Origin of the sequence: Sphingobium cloacae, assembly GCF_002355855.1 — a bacterium.
Taxonomy (GTDB): domain Bacteria; phylum Pseudomonadota; class Alphaproteobacteria; order Sphingomonadales; family Sphingomonadaceae; genus Sphingobium; species Sphingobium cloacae.
Window position 1 is genome coordinate 2105403 of sequence record NZ_AP017655.1, and the last position, 21923, is coordinate 2127325.

The following is a 21923-nucleotide window of genomic DNA, read 5'->3' on the forward strand; positions in this document are numbered from 1 at the left end:
CCTTTCGGCGCCCGGCGCCAAAAATGGTTAGCTCGCTGGAAAATATTTATAACTTGTCGCATATATGTCCACTTCACGCCACCCCGGCTGGCGGGGCGGTGAATGGTGCTTATCAGGGAAAAGTGGGGATCATGGTCCGAATCCTGCTGGCGGAAGACGATGACAGCATGCGTGCCTATCTTTCGCGCGCGCTGGAAAAATCGGGCTATGAGGTAGTGGCCGTCGCCAACGGGGTGGAGGCGATGCCGCATATCGACGCGGACAATTTCGACCTGCTGCTGACGGACATCGTCATGCCCGAGATGGACGGCATCGAACTGGCCCAGCACGCCGCATCGGCCGCTCCTGACATGCGCGTCATGTTCATCACGGGCTTTGCCGCCGTCACCCTGCGCGCGGGACAAGCGGTGCCGCAGGCCAAGGTACTCTCAAAGCCCTTTCACCTGCGCGACCTGGTGCTGGAAGTCGAACGCATGTTCGGCGCGGAAAGCCTGAGCGGCGGCCTGAGCTAAGGCGTTTCAGTCGGGCACGACTTCCTGCATGTCCGGGGTCGGATCGAGCGGGATGTTCGCCATTGCCGCATCGAACCTCTCCCGGTCCAACCCCTTTTCCCAGGCGGACACGACGATCGTGGCCACGGCATTGCCGATGAAGTTGGTAAGGCTGCGACATTCGCTCATGAAGCGGTCGACGCCCAGGATCAGCGCCATGCCCGCAACCGGCACCGACGGCACGATGGAGAGCGTCGCCGCCAGCGTGATGAAGCCCGCGCCGGTCACGCCGGCCGCGCCCTTGCTGGAAATCATCGCGACCAGCAGCAGCAATATCTGCTCCTGCAAGCTCAGATGCGTGTCGGTCGCCTGCGCGATGAACAGCGCGGCCAGCGTCATGTAGATATTCGTCCCGTCGAGGTTGAAGCTGTATCCCGTCGGCACGACCAGCCCGACCACCGACTTGCGGCATCCGGCCCGTTCCATCTTCTCGATCAGGCTGGGCAGCGCGGCTTCGGAGGAAGAGGTGCCCAGCACCAGCAGCAGTTCCGCCTTCAGATAGCGGATGAGATGCAGGATGTTGAAGCCCGCGAACCAGCCGACAGCCCCCAGCACGACCAGCACGAACAATAGCGACGTCAGATAGAAGGTGGCGACCAGCCCCGCCAGATTGGCGAGCGTCCCCATGCCATATTGACCGACAGTGAAGGCGATGGCGCCGAAAGCCCCGATCGGCGCGGCCTTCATGAGCAAGGCAACCAGACGGAAGATCGCATGGCTCGCCGAATCCAGCACCTGCATCAGGGGCGCGGCCTTCTCCCCGATCATGGTCAGGGCGATGCCGAACAAGATGGCGACGAACAGTACCTGCAATATGTCCCCATCCGCGACCGCCGATACCAGCGTCGCAGGGATGATGTTCATCAGAAAGCCGGTCATGCTCTGGTCATGGGCCTGATGGGCATAGTCCGCGACCTTGCTGCCATCGAGCGTCGCGGGATCGATATGCATGCCCGCGCCGGGCTGGATCAGATTGCCGACGATCAGGCCCAGGATCAGGGCCAGCGTGGAGAAGAGAAGGAAATAACCGAAAGCCTTGCCCGCCACGCGTCCGATGGCGCCCAGTTCCTTCATTCCGGCAATACCGGTCACGATGGTCAGGAAGATCACCGGCGCGATGACCATCTTCACCAGCTTGATGAAGGCATCGCCCAGCGGCTTGAGCCCAATCCCGGCGGAAGGCCAGACATAACCCACCAGCACGCCAAGGGCGATCGCCGCGAGCACCTGAACATAAAGCTGCCGGTAGAAGGGCAGGCGCGGCGTGGTCTGGATCGGGGAGGGAGAGGATGTCAGCATGATAATGAGCGCCCCGCGCGTGATGGCCGCGAAACATATGAGCCTCATCCGCGCTGTCCAGATGTTTGCGGCGGGAAACGCAAATTCCCGCTTGCGCCGCCAGTCGGCCGCCGCTATTGGCGCAACTCCCGTGGGCGTGTAGCTCAGTGGTAGAGCACTGTGTTGACATCGCAGGGGTCGCAAGTTCAATCCTTGCCACGCCCACCATGGAAAGCCCCGCAAGCCCCGATGGCTTGGCGGGGCTTTTCCATACCTGCGCGGCAATGATCCGACGCCCGGCAACCTCTGACGAACAATCCGCTCGAGAACAACCGGATGAACTCACCGCTTGTCTCAAAAATCTCACCACTGAGTTGATATATTATATCATCATGCTAAGGGGCCGCACCTCCTCTTCTTCGAAGGATGACAAGACGCATGTCCCTTTCCATGTCGCTGCGCACGGGTTGCGCGTTGTCCGCGAGCTGCCTTGCCCTTCCGGCCATTGCCCAATCCACGCTCGATTCGAGCGGCGGCGGCCGGGCCTATCATGACCTGCGCGCCGACATCGTCGTGACCGCGCTCATTCCCCGGCGACAGGGCGACATATTGTCGGGCACATCGGTCGTGACCGGGCAGGCGCTGACGCGGGCGCTGCGGCCGACCATCGGCGAGACACTGGCGCGCCAGCCGGGCGTTTCTGCAACCTCTTTCGGCCCCAATGCATCGCGTCCGATCCTGCGCGGCATGCAGGGAGAGCGCGTCCGCATCCTGACCGACGGCATCGGCAGCTTCGACGTGTCGAACACATCCGTGGACCATGCGGTCGCCATCAACCCGCTGACCGCCGACCGGATCGAGGTGCTGCGTGGCCCGGCTGCCCTGCTCTATGGCTCCTCGGCGATTGGCGGCGTGGTCAATGTCGTCGACAGCCGCATCCCGCGCCGCGTGCCGGACGAGCCCATCCATATCGACGGGATCGCCACCTATGGCAGCGCCGCGAATGAACGTACGGCGTCGGGCGAGATCGAAGCGCCCATCACCGACAAGCTGGTCGTCCATTTCGACGGCAGCTATTCCAAGTCCGGCAATCTCGACACCGGCAGCTATATCCTGACGCCGGCCCTGCGCGCGCGGGCGGCGGCGAGCGGCGATCCGGAGATCGAGAAACTGGCCGGCCTGCGCGGCAAGCTGCCCAACAGCGCGGCGAAGACATGGGAAGTGTCGGGCGGCGCGGCGCTTATCACCGATGGCGGCAATCTGGGCTTTTCGGTCACGCACACCGATAATTTCTATGGCGTGCCCGTGCGCTATGCGCTGGCGCCGGGCGAAGAGGCCGAGCAGGTCCGCCTCCACATGAAACAGGATCGCGCCGACCTGCGCGCCGAAGTACCTGTGAATGGCGGTTTCCTGGAAACCATCCGCCTGCGCGCGGGCTTCGCGGACTATCAGCATCAGGAGATCGAGGACACCGGCGAAGTCGGCACGACCTTCTACAATCAGTCGATCGAATCCCGGCTGGAACTGGTGCAGGCCAAGCGCGGCGGCTGGGACGGCGCGATCGGCGCGCAATTCTTCGCCCGCGATTTCCATGTGGAGGGCGAGGAGAAATTCCTGCCCAAGAACCGGACCGAGCAATTCGGCCTTTTCACCCTGCAATCGCTGGATTTCGGATCGACCCGCGTCGAACTGGGCGGGCGCTATGAGCATACCGATGTCAGCGCGGTGGCGGACGAAACCCTGTTCAACCCCGCCTATAAGCGCAGCTTCAACGCCTTTTCGGGATCGGCGGGCATCAGTCAGGAAGTCGCGGCCGGATGGCGCGTGGGCCTGAACCTGTCCCGCACCGAACGCGCGCCTTCCGCCGAAGAACTGTTCGCCCGCGGCAATCATGCGGGCACGCAGGCGTTCGAACTGGGCAATCCCGGCTTCAGCAAGGAAAAGAGCTGGGGCATCGAAGGGACGCTGCGCGGGCAGGGAACGGGCTACAACTTCTCCCTGTCGGCCTATCACAACTGGTTCGACGGCTATATCTACGATGTCCTGGTCGACGACGCGCCCTGCATGGCGGTGAATGGCGGCGAGGCACTGGAATTCCCCTGCTACCAATATTCGCAGGCCGACGCCCGCTATTGGGGCTTCGAGGCGGAAGGGTCCGTCACGCTGGGCGAGGTTGGCGGCTACAAGGTCAATCTGGACGGCGTCGCCGACTATGTCCGCGCGACCATCAAGAATAGCGGCCCCGCGCCGCGCATCCCGCCCCTGCGCCTGCTGGGCGGGCTGGAATTCCAGGGCGACCGCCTCAACCTGCGCGGCGAGGTGGAACATAGCTTCAAGCAGGACCGCATTGCCGAAACCGAAACGCCGACCAAGGGCTTCACGCTGGTCAACGCGTCCCTGTCGTGGAAGCCGCTTACGGGCAATGACCGCACGACGCTCACCTTGTCGGCGAACAACATCTTCGACGTGGAAGCGCGGCGCCATGCCAGCTTCCTCAAGGATTACGCGCCGCTGGCCGGGCGCGACATCCGCCTGACGGCGCGCCTGTCGATCTGATCCGGGGGACGGCCCCTTCGCCATCCGCGAAGGGGCCGATTGCGCTATGTGACGATTTCGTTACAAGGCGCCGCATGGCGAGCATGGGCGCAGGCACTGACAAGGGACATATCTGGACATGCGCCAGATAGCCGCGCTTCCCTATGCCACCGATCCCGACGGCTCGATGCGGGTGCTGCTCATCACCTCGCGCGATACGGGGCGCTGGGTGATTCCCAAGGGCAACCGCATCAAGGGACTGGCGGGGCACCGCGCCGCCGAGGTCGAAGCCTATGAGGAAGCGGGCATCCACGGCATCGCCTGCCCCGCGCCGCTGGGCCGATACCGCTATGACAAGCGCAAGCGGAAAGGCGGCGCGCGGGAAGCGGTGGTGGAAGTCTTTCCGCTGGCTGTCACCGATCATCTCACCCACTGGCCGGAAAAGGGACAGCGCGAATTGCGCTGGTTCCCCGTGGCCGAGGCGGCGAAGGCCGTCGAGGAACCCGACCTTCAATCCATCATAGCCGCCTTCCGCGAACCGCCCAAGGACCCGGGCGCGTTCGTGCGGATGCTGCTGTGGATCAAAGAAAAGCGAACCGAAAGGATAGCAATGCTGCGCTGGTTCCACGCGCTCATGCCCAAGCAGGGGCGATTCTTCGACCAGTTCGAGGATCACGCCGCAACCCTCGTCGCCGGAGCCGACGCGCTCGCCCGGTTGATGAAGGGGGGAGCGGACATGGACGCCCATATCCAGGAGATCGCCGCGCGCGAGCATGAAGCGGACGACATCATCCGCGACGTGCTGCTGGACGTGCGTCGCATCTTCGTCACCCCTTTCGACCGCAGCGCCATCACCGACCTGATCGGCGTAATGGACGACGCCATCGACCAGATGAACCAAACGGCCAAGGCGGTCGCGCTGTTCGAGGTTCGGGAATTTTCCTCCCAGATGCAGGACATGAGCGCGCTGATCGTCGAATGCGCCCGCATCACGGCGGAGGCGATGCCGCTGCTGCGGTCGCTCAACCTCAATGCGGCGCGGCTGCATGAACTGACCGAGCGGCTGGTGAAGCTGGAAGGCCATGCCGACACGCTGCATGAGGCGGGCCTCAAGGCGCTGTTCAACCAGGCGCGGCAGGGCAATCCGATGGACTTCATCGTCGGCAATGAGATCTACGCCCATCTGGAAAAGGTGACGGACCGCTTCGAGGACGTCGCCAACGAGATTTCCGGACTGGTCATCGACCACGCCTGACCGGACAGCGGACGAAAGCCCCTTATCATGGAAGCGCATATCGCCTTTCCGCTGCTGATCGCGCTGATCGGCATCGCGCTGGCCTTCGATTTCCTCAATGGCCTGCATGACGCGGCCAACTCCATCGCGACCATCGTGTCGACGCGGGTGCTCAAGCCCCAATATGCGGTGGCGTGGGCGGCCTTCTTCAACTTCATCGCCTTTCTCTTCTTCGGGCTGCATGTCGCGGAGACGGTGGGCAAGGGGATCGTGGAGGCGAGCATCATCGACGCGCCGGTGATCTTCGGCGCGCTGATGGGGGCGATAAGCTGGAACCTCATCACCTGGGCGCTGGGCATCCCTTCATCCTCCAGCCATGCGCTGATCGGCGGACTGCTGGGCGCGGGGACGGCCAAGGCGGGGCTGTCCGCCGTGGTGTGGAGCGGTGTGTTCAAGACCAGCGCCGCCATCGTCATGTCGCCCGCCATCGGGCTGATGCTCGCGCTGCTGCTGGTGCTCATCATAAGCTGGGTGTTCCGGCGCTTCTCGCCGCAGGGCGCGGACCGGGTGTTCCGCAAGCTGCAACTGGTTTCCGCCTCGCTCTATTCGCTGGGGCATGGCGGGAACGACGCGCAGAAGACGATGGGGATCATCGCCGTGCTGCTTTATTCGCAGGGGATGCTGGAGGGCGGATTCCACGTGCCCTTCTGGGTCGTGATCTCCTGCCAGGCGGCGATGGGCGTGGGCACGCTGCTGGGCGGGTGGAAGATCGTGCACACCATGGGGTCGAAGATCACGCGGCTATCCCCGGCGCAGGGCTTCTGCGCGGAGACGGGCGGGGCGATCACGCTGTTCATGGCGACGCATCTGGGCGTGCCGGTGTCGACCACCCACACCATCACCGGCGCCATCGTGGGCGTGGGCGCTTCGCGGCGGCTGTCGGCGGTGCGGTGGAATGTGGCGTCGAGCATCGTCGTCGCCTGGGTCATCACCCTGCCCGCCGCGGCGCTGATCGGCGGAGCCTTCTACGAAGTGACGCGCCTCTTCTGACGCGATGAGGGCGCGGTCGGTTGCCCGCCGCGCCCTTCCCTCTCCTGAAACGAGACCGTCAGGCCACGCGGCCGAGGCGGTGATAGAGATTGGCGTATTTGACCGATTCCGGCTTGTCCTGAACCTCGCGCAGATAATGGGCGATGGCGGTGCGGATCAGGCTGAAATCCTCCTGCGAGAAAACCGCGCGCGAGCGAGCGGGCTGGGGCTCTGTGGTCGTGTCGGTCATGGTCTTTTCCTTTGGCGGTGAGCGGATGCGACCCTTGAAACCATGAACGAGATGGCGAGGGAATGGCGATTTGAGACGACGTGTCATGAGACGACTTGTTCATATTGTCATTATTTGACATTATGACGGTATGGCGGATGTATCGGATCGCAAGCTCTATCTCGGCCCCAAGCTGCGCGTTCTGCGGCGGGAACTGGGGCTCAACCAAACGCGGATGGCGGAGGAACTGGGGGTGTCGCCCAGCTACCTCAACCATCTGGAGCGCAACCAGAGGCCGCTGACGGCGCAGATGCTGCTGCGGCTGGCGAACACCTATGACATCGACATCCGCGATTTCGTCGCCAGCACGCAGGAAGGCGCGGCGAACGCGCTGGGCGAGATATTGTCCGACGCGCTGGTGCGCGACATCGGCATCGCCAGGGACGAGGTGCTGGAGGTCGCGGAAAACTATCCCGGCGTCAGCGAGGCCATCGCCCGTTTCTATCGCGCCCTTTCCGACCTGCGCCGCCTGCCCGAACGGATGGAGGCGGGCGCCTCCCCTGCCCCGCTGCTGGCGCCGATCGACTGGCTGCGCGAGACGATCGCGCGGGCGGGCAATCATTTCGCGGAGATCGACGCCGCCGCCGAGACGCTGGCCGTCGAGATGAGCGACGATCCGGCGGTGATGCAGGCTGACCTTCGCGCACGGCTCAAGACGCTGCACAATATGGGCGTGCAGATAGTGCGCGCCGAGGTGCTGGCGGGAACGCTGCGCCATTATGACATGCACCGCCGCCGCCTGCTGCTGAACGAACGGCTGCCCGCGCCGGGACGGCTGTTCGCGCTGGCCTATCATCTGTGCGCGCAGGAGATGGCGGAGACCATCGCCGCGCAGGTCAACCGCGCCGCGCCGCCCGACGAGGACAGCCGCCGGATCGCCACCATCGCGCTCACCAACCATGCCGCCGCCGCGCTCATCATGCCCTATGACCGCTTCCGGCAGGCGGCGGAGCAGAGCCGCTACGACCTGCCGCTGTTGCAGACACGCTTCGGCGTGTCGGGGGAGCAGCTGGCGCATCGCCTCACCAGCCTCAACCGCACGGGGGCGCGGGGCGTGCCCTTCTTCCTGGCGAAGCTCAACCGGGCTGGGATCGTGTCGAAACGCTTCGACGGGGAGGCATGGCCGTTCGCGCGGCTGACCGGCACCTGCCCGCGCTGGGACGCGCATGGGGCCGGGCCGTCCGGGTCATGGGAGCGGCAGATGATCGAGACGGCGGACGGGCGGCGGTTCCTGACCTTCTTCCAGACGCTGAGCGTCGATGGCGCGCCCGATGCGCGGGGACAGCCGGTGATCGCGCTCGGTTGCGAGGCGAAACATGCGGGACGGCTGGCGCTGGCGGACGGGATCGACGTGGAGAAGGACGCGGCGACGGAGGTCGGCCCGGCCTGCCATTTGTGCGAGCGGCGCGGCTGCCCGGATCGCGCCCTGCCGCCGGTGACGCGGGCGCTGGACCTGCACGGCTATGAGCGGACGGTGAGCCCGTTTCCGTTTCGGCGGGTTTAGGGTTGGCCAAAGTTGGACAAGTGTTTTCCCTTTCCCCCTAAGGGAAAGGATAGGGAGCCTTGCTGGGTGGAGCGAGGCTAGGCGGAGTTGGATGAAGGGGCAGAAGGCAGGTTCTGCGCTATCGCGAAGGCGGCTCCCCCTTCACCCATGGGGCGAGGGATAAACCTATGTCCGCCCTTCCACCTCCACGAAAAAAAGGGGACAGCGGAAACCCGCCATCCCCTTCTCTCTTACCTCGATCCCACGTCAAAGCGCGAGCCGGCGGCTACTCCGCCGCCTGCGTCGCCGCGCGGGGGCGGCGGCCGCGCTTGCGGGGCGCTTCTTCCGGCGTTTCGCTGTCATTGTCGGCCCGCGCGATCGACGGGGGCAGCGCGGCGACGTCCAGGCCCTCGACCTTTTCCTCGGCCGCCTTGGCCGCATCCGCCTTGCGCGGACGGCCGCGGCGGCGCGGCGCGGGCGCTTCCTCGGCTTGCGGTTCCGCTACGGGCGCGGCGGCAGCCACCGGCGCTTCTTCCGGAGCGGCCTGTGCCGCGGCCGGACGCTCGGCCGTTTCCGCCTGAGCCTGGGCCGGACGCTCCCGGACATTCCGGTCGCGGCGCTCGCGCCCTTCGCGGTCGTCGCGCCGGTCGTCCCGGCGGCGCGGCTGGAAGGATTCGGCGCGGTCATAGGGCTGCGGCTCGCCGCGCGCGCCTTCGCCCGCTTCGTCGTCCGCATCGCCCTCGTCGCCATCGCCGTCGAAATTCTCGTCATAGCGGCGGAAGCGCTGCTGCTGTTCTTCCTGCCGGGCGCGGTTGTCGGCCAGCACGCGGAAATAATGGTCGGCGAACTGGAGATAATATTCGGCGTTCACCCGGTCGCCCGCCATCTGGGCGTCGCGCGCCATATTCTTGTATTTCTCAAGAAGCTGGGCCGCATTGCCCCGCGCGCGGTTGTCGATCCGGTTGCCGTTGTCGCCCCCGCCCCGGCTGTTGTTGTTGGGGCGTCCGTTGTTCCGGCCGCGATTGCGGCGACCGGCCTGCCTGTTGTTGATCAAGACCTGATCCTTGCGTTCGTGATGATCTTATTCACTGAAGACACTGTTTCAGTCGCCATTCCCCAGCCCGGCCCGCTCATCAGGCCGTATAGCTCCGCCGGACCGGGGTTCGCACGGAACCCTGGCCCTTCACTGCCAGAGGCGTCGGCACACCGCGCCATCATGACTTTAAGAAGCGGGAAGACGGCCATTTCCATCAGCGGCCAATCGGCCAAACCCATAAAACAGGGCCGTCCCTGACACCCATCTAGTGTCTTTGGTCCCATAAACCAAGCGATTTTCGCTTTCACCCCTGCGATTCCTGTCCCGGCGATGGACGGACGGCAAGGCACCGGTCATGCCCGGCCAGGTCGCGCCGAACCCCCGCTTCCAGCCCTTCGGCCGCGAAAATGGCGCCAACCTCCTCCCGCTGGTCATAGCCGATCTCCACCGCCGCCAGCCCGTCCGGCCGCAGCAGGCGCGGCAATTGCGGCGCGATGCGGCGATAGTCGTCAAGGCCCTGCGCCCCCGCGAACAGCGCCCCTTCCGGCTCATGCAGCACATCGCCCGACAGCGGCGCGTCCCGCGCGATATAGGGCGGGTTGACGAGGATGAGGTCGAAGCGTTCCCCGATCCCCTCCGCCCAGTCGCCGATACGGAACGCCGCCCGGTCCGCCAGCCCCAGCCGCCCGGCATTGTCCCGCGCCACCGCGAGCGCCGCCGGGGAAATATCGACGCCCAGCCCCCGCGCCCCTGGCCACTGGTCCAGCGCGGCGAGCAGCAGCGCGCCCGATCCCGTCCCCAGATCGAGGATCGTCTCCGGCGCGCGATCCCCGAAATGCTCCACCGCCGCCTCGATCAGCGTCTCGCTGTCGGGCCGGGGGATGAGCACGTCGGGCGTCACCCGCAGGCTGATGGTCCAGAAATCGCGGCTGCCGGTGATATAGGCCACCGGCTCTCCCGCCAGCCGCCGTTCGATCAGCCCGTCGAACGCCGCAGGCACCGCCAGATCGCGCTGCCGCAACAGCAGCTCATTGCGCGAAATCCCCAGGGCATGGGCCAGCAGCAATTCCGCATCCAGCCCCGGCGTCCCGCTCACCTCGCCGAGCACCGCCGCCGCCGCGCGCAGCCTGTCGGCGACCCCGGCCATGGTTCAGCCGATGCCGTCCAGCTGCGCCAGCCGCGCCGCCTCATCCTCCGCGATCAGCGCGTCGATGACTTCGGACAGGCCCGACCCCTCCAATATCTCCGGCAGGCGGTGCAGCGTCAGGTTGATGCGGTGGTCGGTCACGCGTCCCTGCGGGAAATTATAGGTGCGGATGCGCTCCGAACGGTCGCCCGATCCCACCATCGCCTTGCGCGCGCCCGCCTGTTCGCTTTGCGCGCGGTCCCGCTCCATCTCATAGATGCGCGCGCGCAGCACCTGCATCGCCTTGGCCTTGTTCTTGTGCTGGGACCGCTCGTCCTGCTGCGTCACGACGATGCCGCTCGGCAAATGGGTGATGCGCACGGCGGAATCGGTCGTGTTGACATGCTGCCCGCCCGCGCCCGACGCGCGATAGATGTCGATCTTGAGGTCGCTGTCGGCGATCTGGACATCCACCTCTTCCGGTTCCGGCAGCACCGCCACGGTCGCGGCGGAGGTGTGGATGCGCCCGCCGCTTTCGGTGACGGGCACGCGCTGCACCCGGTGGACGCCGCTCTCGAACTTGAGTCTGGCAAAGACGCCCGCGCCGGTGACGCTGGCGACCACTTCCTTGAAGCCGCCCACTTCCGCCGCATTGGCGGAGATCATCTCCATCTTCCAGCCCTGCGCGTCGGCATAGCGTTGATACATGCGGAACAGGTCGCCCGCGAACAGCGCGGCTTCATCGCCGCCCGTCCCCGCCCGGATTTCCAGCATGGCCGGGCGCGCATCGGCCGAATCGCGGGGCAGAAGCTGCAACGCCAGAGCGCGCTCCGCATCGGGAAGCCGGCCCCGGATAAGCTGCATCTCCTCCTGCGCCATTTCGCGCATGGCGGGATCGGCTTCCGCGCCGTCGCCCGCCATCTGCTCCAGCGCGGCCAGTTCCTGGCGCAGGCGCCGCACTTCATGCGCGGCCTTGGCCACCGGCTCGATCTCGGCATATTCCTTGGACAGCCGGACGAACTCCTCCGGGGGCAGGTCGGCGCGCGTCATCGACGCCTGCACCTCGTCCCGGCGCGCCTCGATTTGCGCGATGCGTTCGGCGGAAATCTGCATCAGAGCGCCGTCAGCCTGCCCACCAGCGCATCCAGCGCCACCGCCTGCTGATCGCCCGTCACCAGATTGCGCACCGATGCCTCGCCCCGCGCCAGTTCATCCTCGCCCAGGATCACGGCCCATGCGGCGCCGCTCGCATTGGCGCGCTGCATCCGCTTTTTCATATTGCCGCGATAGCCCATGTCGCAGGCGATCCCCGCCCGGCGCAGATCGGCGATAATCCCGGTCGCCTTCGCTTCCGCCGCCTCGCCCATGGGAATGACGGCCACGGTCGGTCCCGCGATCTCCGGCATCTCCACCAGCATCGCCAGCCGCTCGATCCCCGCCGCCCAGCCGACCGCCGGAGTGGCGGGACCGCCCAGATTCTCGATGAGGCCGTCATAGCGCCCGCCGCCCAGCACCGTGCCCTGCGCGCCGAGGCGATCGGTGATGAACTCGAACGCGGTATGCCGGTAATAATCGAGGCCCCGCACCAGCCGGGAATTGCGCTCCCACGCCACGCCCGCCGCATCGAGGCCGCTCGTCACCTTCTCGAAGAATCCCCGCGCCTCGTCAGTCAGATAGGCGTCGATATCCGGCGCGCTGTCCGCCACCGGCCGGTCGCGCGGGTCCTTGCTGTCGAGGATGCGCAGCGGATTGCGCGCCAGCCGGTCAAGGCTTTCCTCCGAAAGCTGATCCCGATGCGCCTCGAAATGCGCCACCAGGGCAGCGCGCCACGCCTCCCGGCTCTCCGCGTCGCCCAGCGTGTTGAGGTTCAGCGTCACGCCCTCCGACACGCCCAGTTCGCGCAGCAGCTGATCGGCGAAGACCAGCAGTTCCACGTCCGCCCCCGGCTCGCCCGCGCCGATGATCTCCGCGTCAAGCTGGTGGAATTGCCGGAAACGCCCCTTTTGCGGGCGCTCATAGCGGAACAGCGGCCCGTGCGTCGCGACCTTCAGCGGCGCATATTGCTGCCAGCCCTCGGTGATGTAGGCGCGGGAAATGCCCGCCGTGAACTCCGGGCGCAGGGTGATGCTGTCGCCGCCCCGATCCTCGAAGGTGTACATTTCCTTCGACACCACATCCGTGCTCTCGCCCAGCGAGCGCGCGAACACCGCCGTCGCCTCGAACACGGGCACCTCCACGCGCGCGAAGCCATAGAGCTTCCGCACCCGTTCGAAGGTCGCGGCCACATGCGCGAAACGCTCCTGGAACGCTTCGGGGGTGCCGCCCAGCATGTCCTGCGTGCCGCGCACCGGGCGCGGCGTTTCCATTTTCGCCATGGAACGCGCCCTTAGCGGCAAACAAGCTGCAAGGAAACGCGCTTTTTTGTCGCAATATGTCACCGCGCCTTTGCGGGGTGGACGGCGCGCCCTCGCCCGGCCATGCTGGTCCTTTCAGGCCGTCCGGCCTCGCGTCTTTGTCGGGAGATGTCCATGATCCGCAGCCTTGCTGCCGCCCTTTGCCTTTCCACCGCCGTCGCCGGCCCGCTCTGGGCGCAGGAGGCGATCCGTTCCAGGCCCACCGCCCTCCCCGTCGACGACGCCACCCCCGCGCCCAGGGACGTCCCTTATCCCGGCGGCACCATCCGGCTGGAGGTGGACGCGACCGACACGGTGCAGCGCATCTTCCGCGTCAGGGAAACCATCCCCGTCGCGTCCGGCGGCCCCATGACCCTGCTGATGCCGCAATGGCTGCCGGGCAACCACGCCCCGCGCGGCCAGATCGAGAAACTGACCGGCCTCACCTTCACCGCCGACGGCAAGCCGCTGGCGTGGAAACGCGATCCGCTCGACGTCTACGCCTTCCGGATCGACGTGCCGCAGGGCGCGAAGGAGGTCGTCGCGCAGTTCCAGTTCCTCTCCGCCACCGCTCCCAACCAGGGCCGCGTCGTCGTGACGCCCAGGATGCTCAACATCCAGTGGGAATCGGTCTCGCTCTATCCGGCGGGCTATTACACCCGGCAGATCCCGGTGCAGGCGACCGTCACCTATCCGGCGGGCTGGCAGGCCGCGACGGCCCTGCGCGGCCAACGGACCGGCAACCGCGTCGCCTATGAGACGATCGACTATGAAGCCTTGCAGGACTCGCCCGTCTTCGCGGGCACCCATTTCAAGGCGGTCGACCTTGGCAGCAACGTGACGCTCAACATCGTCGCCGACGACGCCGACGAACTGGACTTCAAGCCGGAACAGATGGCGAAGCACCGCAAGCTGGTGGCGGAGGCGAAGGCCCTGTTCGGCACATATCAGTTCGACCATTACGACTTCCTGCTCGCCATCACCGACGAGATGGGCGGCATTGGCCTGGAACATCACCGTTCCTCGGAAAACCAGGTCGAGCCGGGCTATTTCAAGAATTGGGATTCGGGCGAGGCGCTGCTCGACCGCAACCTCCTGCCCCATGAATTCACCCATAGCTGGGACGGCAAGTTCCGCCGCCCGGACCTGCTCTGGACGCCCGATTTCCGCACGCCGATGCAGGACAATCTGCTCTGGGTCTATGAAGGGCAGACGCAATTCTGGGGCTATGTGCTGGGCGCGCGGTCCGGCATGTTCTCCAAGCAGGAGACGCTGGACGCCTATGCCCAGATCGCCGCGAAGCTCGACACCGCCAAGGGCCGCGAATGGCGCCCGATGGAGGATACGACGCTCGACCCCATCATCTCCGCCCGGCGTCCCAAGGGCTGGGCAAGCTGGCAGCGGTCGGAGGATTATTATAATGAAGGGCTGATGATCTGGCTGGAGGCCGACGCCATCCTCCGCCAGCAGACGAAGGGCCGCAAGGGCCTCGACGATTTCGCCGCCGCCTTCTTCGGCATCCGTTCGGGCGACTGGGGGCAGGTCGTCTATAATCGCGACGATGTGATCCGCACATTGAACGGCATCGCGCCCTATGACTGGGCGGGCTTCTTCCGCAAATATGTGGACAGCACCACGCGGGAGACGCCCAAGGGCGGCTTCACGCTGGGCGGCTACCGCCTCGTTTATGGCGACACGCCCGGCAGCATCACCAAGGCGGTGGAAGGCGCGCAGAAGATCGTGGACCAGAGCTTCGGGCTGGGCCTCACCGTCAAGAACAGCGGCGAAATCGCCTCGGTCGTCTGGGATAGCGCGGCGTTCAGGGCGGGTCTTGCGACCGGCTCCACCATCGTCGCGGTGAACGGCGACGAATATTCGCCCGATGTCTTCAAGGCGGCGCTCAAGGCCGCTACCACGTCCGGCAAGCCGATCCAGATCATCGTCAAACAGGACAAATATTACCGCACTTTGTCTCTCGATTATTCAGGCGGCCTGCGCTATCCGCGCCTCGAAAAGACAGGAGAGGGTGAAGGCAGCCTGGACCGGCTGCTCAAACCGAAAACATAATCACCCGCAACGCCAACGCGCATCAAAAGGCCAAGCCATGAATATCGAACTGATCCCTGTGGGCGACGATCCGCCCAACAGCCTGAACGTCATCATCGAGGTTCCCGTCGGCGGCGAGCCGGTGAAATATGAGTTCGACAAGGCATCGGGGGCGCTGTTCGTGGACCGCATCCTGCACACGCCGATGCGCTATCCGGCCAATTACGGCTTCGTGCCGCACACGCTTTCGCCCGATGGCGATCCGCTGGACGCGCTGGTCATCGCCCGCTCTCCCTTCATTCCGGGCGCGGTGGTCGCGGCGCGCCCGATCGCGGTGCTCAATCTGGAGGACGAAGCGGGCGGCGACGAAAAGCTGGTCTGCGTGCCGCATGATTCGGTCTTCCCCTATTATTCGAACGTCGAGGAAAAGGACGACCTGCCCGGCATCGTCATGGAGCAGATCGAGCATTTCTTCACCCACTACAAGGATCTGGAGAAGAAGAAGTGGGTGCGCGTCGGCACCTGGGGCGGCGCCGAGGACGCCCGCAAGATCACCCTGGAAGCGATCCAGCGCTACAAGGACAGCAAGGAAGGCTGATCCTTCCCGTTCGGATAAGGGCCGCCCGGGACATGCTCGTGCGGCCCTTTTTCATGCGCGGCGGCTTTCGGCCATTGTCAGACATTTCGGGCTGTGCCCCAAGGAAAGGCTGGCCTGTAACGGCAAGCCCCACCCCAACCTGTCCCCCTGAGGGGGAGGAGCTTGTGTTCCTTGACCACCGTTGGAGGAGGGCCTGCAAGACTATGTCATGCCCGCCCGGCGGCAACGTCGGGCATCGGGGCGCTGGCGCTGCGGCGGCGCCACCAGCCCAGGATCGCTTCCCCGGCGGGCCGCTCCACCAGCCGGTTGATCGCCGTTCCCAGCAAAAGCGCCACGAGGAAGGCCGTGGCGAATCCGATCCACGGGCTATACCCCGCCTCCGCCATGCGCAGCATCACGACGAAACCGACATGCTGGTGGATGAGGTAGAAGGAATAGCTGATCCCGCCCATCCAGACGAGCGGGCGCACCGCCAAGAAGCGCAGCCGCCCGGCGATCATCGCGGCAAAGGCCAGGAGGAGGACGACCGCCACCACGGTCACGTCCCACGTCTCCATCATCGCCACCGACAGCAGCGCGAGCGCGGCATAGGGCGCCTGCTGCCGCCATGTCCGCTGCCCCGCCCAGATGCGATAGGCGAGCATGCCGATCACGAAGAAGGGCGTGTAGCGCAGCACGAACAGCATCACCACGCGTTCGGGCATGTCGGGCCAGACATGGAACAGCCAGCGCAGCGCCAGCCATGCCGCCAGCACCGGCTCCAGCCGCCGGAGACCGAACCATTTCCAGATCGAGATCATGCAGAAATAAAAGGCGATCTCCACCGCCAGCGTCCAATAGGCGCCGTCCACTTCGGGCAGGAACACGAAGCTCTGGAGCATGGTGAAGTTGGCCAGGATCGCGACCGGGCCGATCAGCAGCTGCGTCGCCTGCGCCAGATATTCGATCGACAGGGTCAGCAGCATGGCGACCAGATAGGCGGGATAGAGGCGCGCGAACCGGTTGACCACGAAGTCGGGCACGGTGCGGATGCGATCCAGCGTGAAGAAGATCGCGAAGCCCGAAATGCAGAAGAACAGCAGCACCCGGTAATTGCCGCCCGGAAAGCTGAACGGCACATGCTTCGCCTGCGGAAACAGTTCGTGGAAACGCGTGGAATAATGGAAGATGAGCACGCACAGCGCGCCGATCCCGCGCAGGGCGTCCAGTTCCGAAAGTCGGGTGCGCGGGGAAGAAGGCGGGGCCATGCCTGCCCATAGCAACGAAACAGCAACGAATCCGTTAATATCGAGGTTAACGGTATCCGTCATCCCAGACCCACGTGGCGTAGATGGCCATGAGCTTTGAGTGTCCCGCGTGCATATCGCGTAATTTGATTCGGCGGGGTGACTGTGGAGCAAGAGATCGACGGCAGTGGCGGCGTGGAGAACGGGCGCCGACGGCGCTGGACGCTGGAAGAGAAGCGCGCGGTGGTGGAGCTGTCGCTCGATCCGGCGTGCAGCATGGCGGAGGTGGCCGCGTGTTTCGATGTCCTTCCGGCCCAGATATATGCCTGGCGCCGCGAGTTGCGCGAGATGGCGGAGGACGCGGCGCGCGAGGACAGGGCGATGTTCCTGCCGGCGGTCATCGAGCCGACATCGGTGCCGGCGGTGCTGCTCGAACCGGAGGCCGCGAACGCGCGGCTGCTGCCGGACGCGGTGGTGCAGGTCGCAATGGAAGTGCGCGGCGTGCCAGTGATGGTCGCCCACGGCGCAAGTTCGACGCTGGTCGCCTCGGTAATCGCAGCGCTGCTGAGGGCGCGATGATCGGGCCGGGCAGCGACGCCAAGGTGCTGATCTACACCAAGCCGATCGATTTCCGCTGCGGCATCGACACGCTGGTGGCCAAGGTCCAGCACGAGTTGAGCCAGGATCCGTGGCGCGGAGTCGCCTATATTTTTCGTTCCAAGAGGAAGGACAGGCTGAAGATTCTGTGGTTCGACGGCACCGGCATCTGGCTGATGACCAAGCGCGCCGAGGCCGCCGAAGGATTCGCCTGGCCGCCGGCGGTCGATGGCAGTTTTTCGATCACGGCGGCGCAGATGGCAGCACTCACCTCGGGCATGGACTGGCGTCGGCACCGCGCGCCAAGGCGCGTAAATCCGCCTAAAATCGAGGGTTTCGCTGATGCGTGAGATAGTCGCGACAGGCCGAGTCAACTGCGCTGGACGCGTCGTTACGCATGTGATTCGATGCCTGCCATGGACCCGCTGACGGCCTCCTGCAAAGACCCAGTTGCGCTGCTCGCGACCATCGCGAAGCTGACCGCCGAGGCGGCCGAACGCGACCAGCAGATCGTTCGCATCAACGCCGAGAACGAGGCGCTCGCCCGCGCTGCGGCCCAAGCTGAGGCGCGCGAGATCATCGCGCTCGCCACCGCGAAAGCGGCCGAACACGCCGCCGTCATCGCCGAGGCGAAGGCCGCCGAGATGGAGGACGCGCTCGCGGCCGCCCGCGATGAGGTCAAGCGCCTCAACGACATTCTCGACCAGTTCAAGCGCCACCGTTTCGGCCAGAGCGCCGAGCGGCTCGATCCCGACCAGTACCAGCTCGTGCTCGAAGAGCTCGAAGCTGCCTTGTCGCGCGCCGAGGCCGGGCTCGAAGCGCTGATCGACCAGGCTGACGCGACCGGCGAGACAAAGCGCCGCCGCCGCAACAACCGTGGAGCGCTGCCCGCCCATCTCGAGCGTATCGAGCAGGTCGTCGACATCGAAGACAAGCAGTGTGCCTGCTGCGGCAACGATCTTCATGTCATCGGCGAGGACGTCACCGAGCGCCTCGACGTCGTGCCCACCATCTTCCGCGTGCTGGTCACCCGCCGTCCGCGCTATGGCTGCCGCGGCTGCGACGAGGGCGGCGTCACCCAGGCGCCGGCGCCAAGCTTCATCGTCGATCAGGGCCTGCCCACCGACGCGCTCGTCGCCCAGGTCATCGTCGCGCGCTACGCCGATCACCTTCCGCTTTACCGGCAAGCCCAGATCTACGCCCGCCAGGGGATCGATCTCGACCGGGCAACGCTCGCCGACTGGGTCGGGCGCGTCGGATGGTGGCTGACTCCGCTCAGGCAGCATCTGCTCGCCGAGCTGCGAAGTTCGGTGAAGCTGTTCGCCGACGAGACGCGCATGCCCGTGCTGGCGCCCGGGACCGGCAAGACCAAGAGCGGCCAGCTGTGGGCCTATGCCCGCGACGATCGGCCATGGGGCGGACTCGCGCCGCCCGCCGTCGTCTACATGTACGCCGCCGGCCGCGGCGGCATGCATCCGATCGACCATCTCGGCGACTTCGCCGGGGTGCTCCAGGTGGACGGCTATGCCGGCTACAATGAGATCAAGCGCCGCAATGGCGTCACCCTCGCATTCTGCCTGCTTCACGCGCGGCGCAAGTTCTACGATTTCCGCGAAAAGGAGCCCGTTGCCGACGAGGTGCTCCGTCGCTTCTCGGCGATCTACAAGATCGAGGCGACGCTCAGGGACACCTCGCCCGAGGCGCGGTTCGAAGGGCGGCAGCTGATACTGAAGCCGCTGTTCGATAACCTGCGCGACTATCTCTCGAAGAACCTCGGCCGGTTCAGCGCCAAGGGCAAGATGGCCGAAGCGATCAACTATATGCTCAACCACTGGCAGCAGCTCACCTATTGCCTGCTCGACGGCCGCGTCGAGCTCGATACCAACACGGTCGAAAGAAGCATCCGCCCGATTGCCCTGTCGCGCCGCAACTCGTTGTTCGCCGGCAGCGATGCCGGGGCAGACAATTGGGCGGTGCTCGCCAGCCTTCTCGAAACGTGCAAACTCTCGGACGTCGATCCGCTCGCCTGGCTCACCGCCACCCTCACCAAGCTTGCCAACGGTCATAGCAACAAGGACCTCGATTCCCTCATGCCCTGGCACTTCCCCAAGATCGCCGGGCGCAACGCCCCCTCTTAAGACGCTTGACCGGCACGTTTCCGCCACGTGGGTCTGGGATGACGGATACGGTTAACGGCGCGCGCTTAACCTTCTTTTCCGTTTCGGGATTTCAACGGGCGACGCCCCGGCCCTTCCGCCATCTGACCGAAGGCCGCGAGCGACTGCGCCAGCACCGCGCCGGCAGCTTAAGACCGTCGCCGCCCGGCGCCTTCGACCAGGGCCATGACCGTCAGGCGGCCTTGCCGTCCAGGATGGCTGCGATGGCGGCCGTCACGTCCGCCATGTCCGCCATGCCGTCCACGCGGCTGACGATGCCGCGCGCTTCGTAGATGGGGAGGATCGGCGCGGTCTTGGCGCGATATTCGGCCATGCGGGTGCGGACGGTTTCCTCATTGTCGTCCGGGCGGCGCTTGAATTCATGGCCATGGCACTTGTCGCACTCGCCCTCGACCTTCGGCGTCTTGAACAGGTCATGATAGCCTGCACCGCAGGTCGCGCAAGTGAAGCGGCCGGTGATGCGTTCCACCAGCGCGTCCTCGTCCACATCCAGTTCGATCACATGGTCAAGCGTGCGGTTGCGGTCCGCCAGGATCGTGTCGAGCGAATGAGCCTGCGCCTCCGTGCGGGGATAGCCGTCGAAGATGACGCCGGTTTCCGGCGCCAGCGCATCCAGCGCCTCGCCGATGATGCCCGACACGATCTCGTCCGACACCAGTTCGCCCGCTTCCATCACAGCCTTGGCCTTGAGGCCGATGGGCGTGCCCGCCTTGACCGCCGCGCGCAGCATGTCGCCGGTGGAAAGCTGCACCATGCCGCGATCTTCGACCAGACGGCTGGCCTGCGTACCTTTACCGGCGCCCGGAGGGCCGAGCAGAATGATATTCATTGCGCGCATTCTCCCCTTGTCTTGCGCTTATGCCCGCGCTCCTCAGCGCATGCGGCCCTTGAGCTTGGCCTTCTTGATGAGGTCGCCATATTGGTGGGCGAGCAAATGGCTCTGGATCTGGGTCACCGTGTCGACCGTCACATTGACGACGATCAGCAGGCTCGTGCCCCCCAGATAGAAGGGGATGCCCGCCCGCGCGATCGCGAATTCCGGCACCAGGCAGATGAAGGCCAGATAAGCCGCGCCGATCACCGTGATCCGCGTCAACACATAATCGAGATAATTTTCGGTGTTCTTGCCCGGACGGATGCCGGGGATGAACCCGCCATTGCGCTTGAGGTTGTCGGCGGTCTCTTCCGGATTGAACACCACGGCGGTGTAGAAGAAGCAGAAGAAGACGATGCCGAGGCCATAGAGCGCCATATAGACCGGGCTGCCGTGCGACAGATACTGGTTCAGCGTCAGCACGAAATCGCCGAGCCTGCTTTCGCCCGCCACGGTCTGTCCCGCGAATTGCGAGATGGTGAGCGGCAGCAGCAGCAGCGAGGAGGCGAAGATCGGCGGGATGACGCCCGCCGTATTGACCTTGAGCGGCAGATGGCTGCGGTCCGCTTGCATGATGCCCTGACGCGTCTGGCGCTTGGGATACTGGATCAGCACCCGGCGCTGGGCGCGCTCCATATAGCAGATGAGCAGGACGAGGCCCAGCGCCAGCACGATGATGAGCATGATGAGCAAGCCGGAGATCGAGCCTTCGCGGCCCGATTTGAACAGGTTGCCGAGCGTCACCGGAAGCTGGGCGACGATACCCGCCATGATGATGAGCGACACGCCGTTGCCGATGCCGCGCGATGTGATCTGTTCGCCCAGCCACATCAGGAACATGGTGCCGCCGATCAGCGAAACGACCGCCGCGACGCGGAACAGCATCCCCGGATCGACCACCGCCTGTACCCCGGACTGCGCACCGAAGCTTTCAAGCCCCACAGCGATGAAATAGCCCTGCACGGCGGTCAGGCCCACCGTGCCGTAACGGGTATATTGGTTGAGCTTCTTGCGCCCGCTTTCGCCTTCCTTCTTGATCGCCGCGAGCTTGGGCGAAAGGGACGCGGCCAGCTGCACCACGATGGACGCGGTGATATAGGGCATGACGCCCAGCGCGATGAGGCTCATGCGCGAAAGCGAACCGCCCGAGAAGGTGTTGAAGATGTCGAGGATGCCGCCGCTGGTCTGGCTGTAAAGCTGCGACAGCGCGGTCGGGTCGATGCCCGGCAGCGGCACGAAGCTGAGGAACCGGAAGACGATCAGCGCGCCGAGCGTGAACCACAGGCGCTTCTTGAGGTCGGTCGCCTGGCTGAACTTCGCCAGGCTGAGATTGGATGCGAGCTGGTCGGCTCTCGATGCCATCTTGGCTGCCCTTCAAATCACTCTTGCCCGAAACGGAGCCGGGCCGGAATCGCTAACCCCTTAGCGGGAGGCAAGCGCCCTGTCGAACG

The 21923-nt window shown here is 65.5% G+C and carries 19 protein-coding genes and 1 tRNA gene; 11 read left to right on the forward strand and 9 right to left on the reverse strand.

What is annotated here, in order from left to right; translation table 11 throughout:
• The first annotated feature begins 131 nt into the window (after nucleotides 1–131).
• Nucleotides 132–512 carry a cell cycle two-component system response regulator CpdR gene (gene cpdR, locus SCLO_RS10490; RefSeq protein ID WP_066517364.1) on the forward strand — a complete coding sequence of 127 codons (381 nt, stop codon included), beginning with the start codon at nucleotides 132–134 and terminating at the stop codon, nucleotides 510–512.
• A gap of 6 nt (nucleotides 513–518) precedes the next feature.
• On the opposite strand, the gene SCLO_RS10495 is transcribed toward cpdR, so the two are convergent.
• Nucleotides 519–1898 carry a dicarboxylate/amino acid:cation symporter gene (locus SCLO_RS10495; RefSeq protein ID WP_083949081.1) on the reverse strand — a complete coding sequence of 460 codons (1380 nt, stop codon included), beginning with the start codon at nucleotides 1896–1898 and terminating at the stop codon, nucleotides 519–521.
• 84 nt (nucleotides 1899–1982) lie between these two features.
• On the opposite strand from SCLO_RS10495, the gene SCLO_RS10500 reads away from it, so the two are divergent.
• From SCLO_RS10500 to SCLO_RS10515, 4 genes are all read left to right on the forward strand, one after another.
• A tRNA-Val gene (locus SCLO_RS10500) sits at nucleotides 1983–2057 on the forward strand.
• Nucleotides 2058–2267: 210 nt separating this feature from the next.
• Entirely contained in the window at nucleotides 2268–4385 is a 2118-nt protein-coding gene (locus tag SCLO_RS10505) for a TonB-dependent receptor domain-containing protein (protein WP_066517365.1), read from the forward strand.
• A 118-nt stretch (nucleotides 4386–4503) separates the two neighbouring features.
• Nucleotides 4504–5619: a DUF47 family protein gene (locus tag SCLO_RS10510; RefSeq protein ID WP_066517367.1), complete on the forward strand. Its 1116-nt coding sequence runs from the start codon at nucleotides 4504–4506 to the stop codon at nucleotides 5617–5619.
• Between the two features lie 27 nt (nucleotides 5620–5646).
• Nucleotides 5647–6648: an inorganic phosphate transporter gene (locus tag SCLO_RS10515; RefSeq protein WP_066517368.1), complete on the forward strand. Its 1002-nt coding sequence runs from the start codon at nucleotides 5647–5649 to the stop codon at nucleotides 6646–6648.
• Nucleotides 6649–6706: 58 nt separating this feature from the next.
• Here SCLO_RS10515 and SCLO_RS23345 read toward each other — a convergent pair whose 3' ends face one another.
• Entirely contained in the window at nucleotides 6707–6877 is a 171-nt protein-coding gene (locus tag SCLO_RS23345) for a hypothetical protein (RefSeq protein ID WP_169800556.1), read from the reverse strand.
• Between the two features lie 130 nt (nucleotides 6878–7007).
• Between SCLO_RS23345 and SCLO_RS10520 the strand changes: the two genes are divergently transcribed.
• Nucleotides 7008–8420: a helix-turn-helix domain-containing protein gene (locus tag SCLO_RS10520; protein ID WP_066517370.1), complete on the forward strand. Its 1413-nt coding sequence runs from the start codon at nucleotides 7008–7010 to the stop codon at nucleotides 8418–8420.
• A 265-nt stretch (nucleotides 8421–8685) separates the two neighbouring features.
• On the opposite strand, the gene SCLO_RS10525 is transcribed toward SCLO_RS10520, so the two are convergent.
• The 4 genes from SCLO_RS10525 to hisS form a co-directional block, all read right to left on the reverse strand.
• A complete protein-coding gene (locus tag SCLO_RS10525) occupies nucleotides 8686–9453 on the reverse strand; it encodes a DUF4167 domain-containing protein (protein WP_066517372.1) in 768 nt (255 codons plus the stop codon).
• 286 nt (nucleotides 9454–9739) lie between these two features.
• On the reverse strand, nucleotides 9740–10582 hold the full coding sequence (prmC, locus tag SCLO_RS10535; RefSeq protein ID WP_066517376.1) for a peptide chain release factor N(5)-glutamine methyltransferase: 843 nt from the start codon (nucleotides 10580–10582) through the stop codon (nucleotides 9740–9742).
• Nucleotides 10583–10585: 3 nt separating this feature from the next.
• Nucleotides 10586–11674 (reverse strand): peptide chain release factor 1, encoded by a 1089-nt coding sequence (gene prfA / locus SCLO_RS10540; protein ID WP_066517378.1) that lies wholly within the window; start codon nucleotides 11672–11674, stop codon nucleotides 10586–10588.
• On the reverse strand, nucleotides 11674–12936 hold the full coding sequence (hisS, locus tag SCLO_RS10545) for a histidine--tRNA ligase (RefSeq protein ID WP_066517381.1): 1263 nt from the start codon (nucleotides 12934–12936) through the stop codon (nucleotides 11674–11676). The genes prfA and hisS overlap by 1 nt, the downstream gene beginning before the upstream one ends.
• Nucleotides 12937–13089: 153 nt before the next feature.
• On the opposite strand from hisS, the gene SCLO_RS10550 reads away from it, so the two are divergent.
• Both SCLO_RS10550 and ppa read left to right on the forward strand, forming a co-directional pair.
• Nucleotides 13090–15021, forward strand: a complete 1932-nt coding sequence (locus SCLO_RS10550; RefSeq protein WP_066517404.1) for a M61 family metallopeptidase — start codon at nucleotides 13090–13092, stop codon at nucleotides 15019–15021.
• 37 nt (nucleotides 15022–15058) lie between these two features.
• Entirely contained in the window at nucleotides 15059–15598 is a 540-nt protein-coding gene (ppa, locus tag SCLO_RS10555) for an inorganic diphosphatase (RefSeq protein ID WP_066517383.1), read from the forward strand.
• A 206-nt stretch (nucleotides 15599–15804) separates the two neighbouring features.
• Here ppa and SCLO_RS10560 read toward each other — a convergent pair whose 3' ends face one another.
• On the reverse strand, nucleotides 15805–16845 hold the full coding sequence (locus tag SCLO_RS10560) for an acyltransferase family protein (RefSeq protein ID WP_066517384.1): 1041 nt from the start codon (nucleotides 16843–16845) through the stop codon (nucleotides 15805–15807).
• A gap of 138 nt (nucleotides 16846–16983) precedes the next feature.
• Here SCLO_RS10560 and SCLO_RS10565 point away from each other — a divergent pair, with 138 nt between their 5' ends.
• The 3 genes from SCLO_RS10565 to tnpC all read left to right on the forward strand — a co-directional run bounded on the left by SCLO_RS10565 (nucleotide 16984) and on the right by tnpC (nucleotide 19559).
• Nucleotides 16984–17403, forward strand: coding sequence for a transposase (locus SCLO_RS10565; protein WP_082734689.1), 420 nt, complete (start codon nucleotides 16984–16986; stop codon nucleotides 17401–17403).
• Entirely contained in the window at nucleotides 17400–17771 is a 372-nt protein-coding gene (gene tnpB / locus SCLO_RS10570; protein ID WP_062346440.1) for an IS66 family insertion sequence element accessory protein TnpB, read from the forward strand. Before SCLO_RS10565 ends, tnpB begins: the two co-directional genes overlap by 4 nt.
• A 294-nt stretch (nucleotides 17772–18065) precedes the next feature.
• Nucleotides 18066–19559, forward strand: coding sequence for an IS66 family transposase (tnpC, locus tag SCLO_RS10575; RefSeq protein WP_066522435.1), 1494 nt, complete (start codon nucleotides 18066–18068; stop codon nucleotides 19557–19559).
• 211 nt (nucleotides 19560–19770) lie between these two features.
• Here the strand turns inward: tnpC and SCLO_RS10580 are convergent, their stop codons facing one another.
• Nucleotides 19771–20427: an adenylate kinase gene (locus SCLO_RS10580; protein ID WP_066520497.1), complete on the reverse strand. Its 657-nt coding sequence runs from the start codon at nucleotides 20425–20427 to the stop codon at nucleotides 19771–19773.
• Between the two features lie 42 nt (nucleotides 20428–20469).
• Nucleotides 20470–21834, reverse strand: coding sequence for a preprotein translocase subunit SecY (gene secY, locus SCLO_RS10585; protein ID WP_066520407.1), 1365 nt, complete (start codon nucleotides 21832–21834; stop codon nucleotides 20470–20472).
• Nucleotides 21835–21923 lie beyond the last annotated feature (89 nt).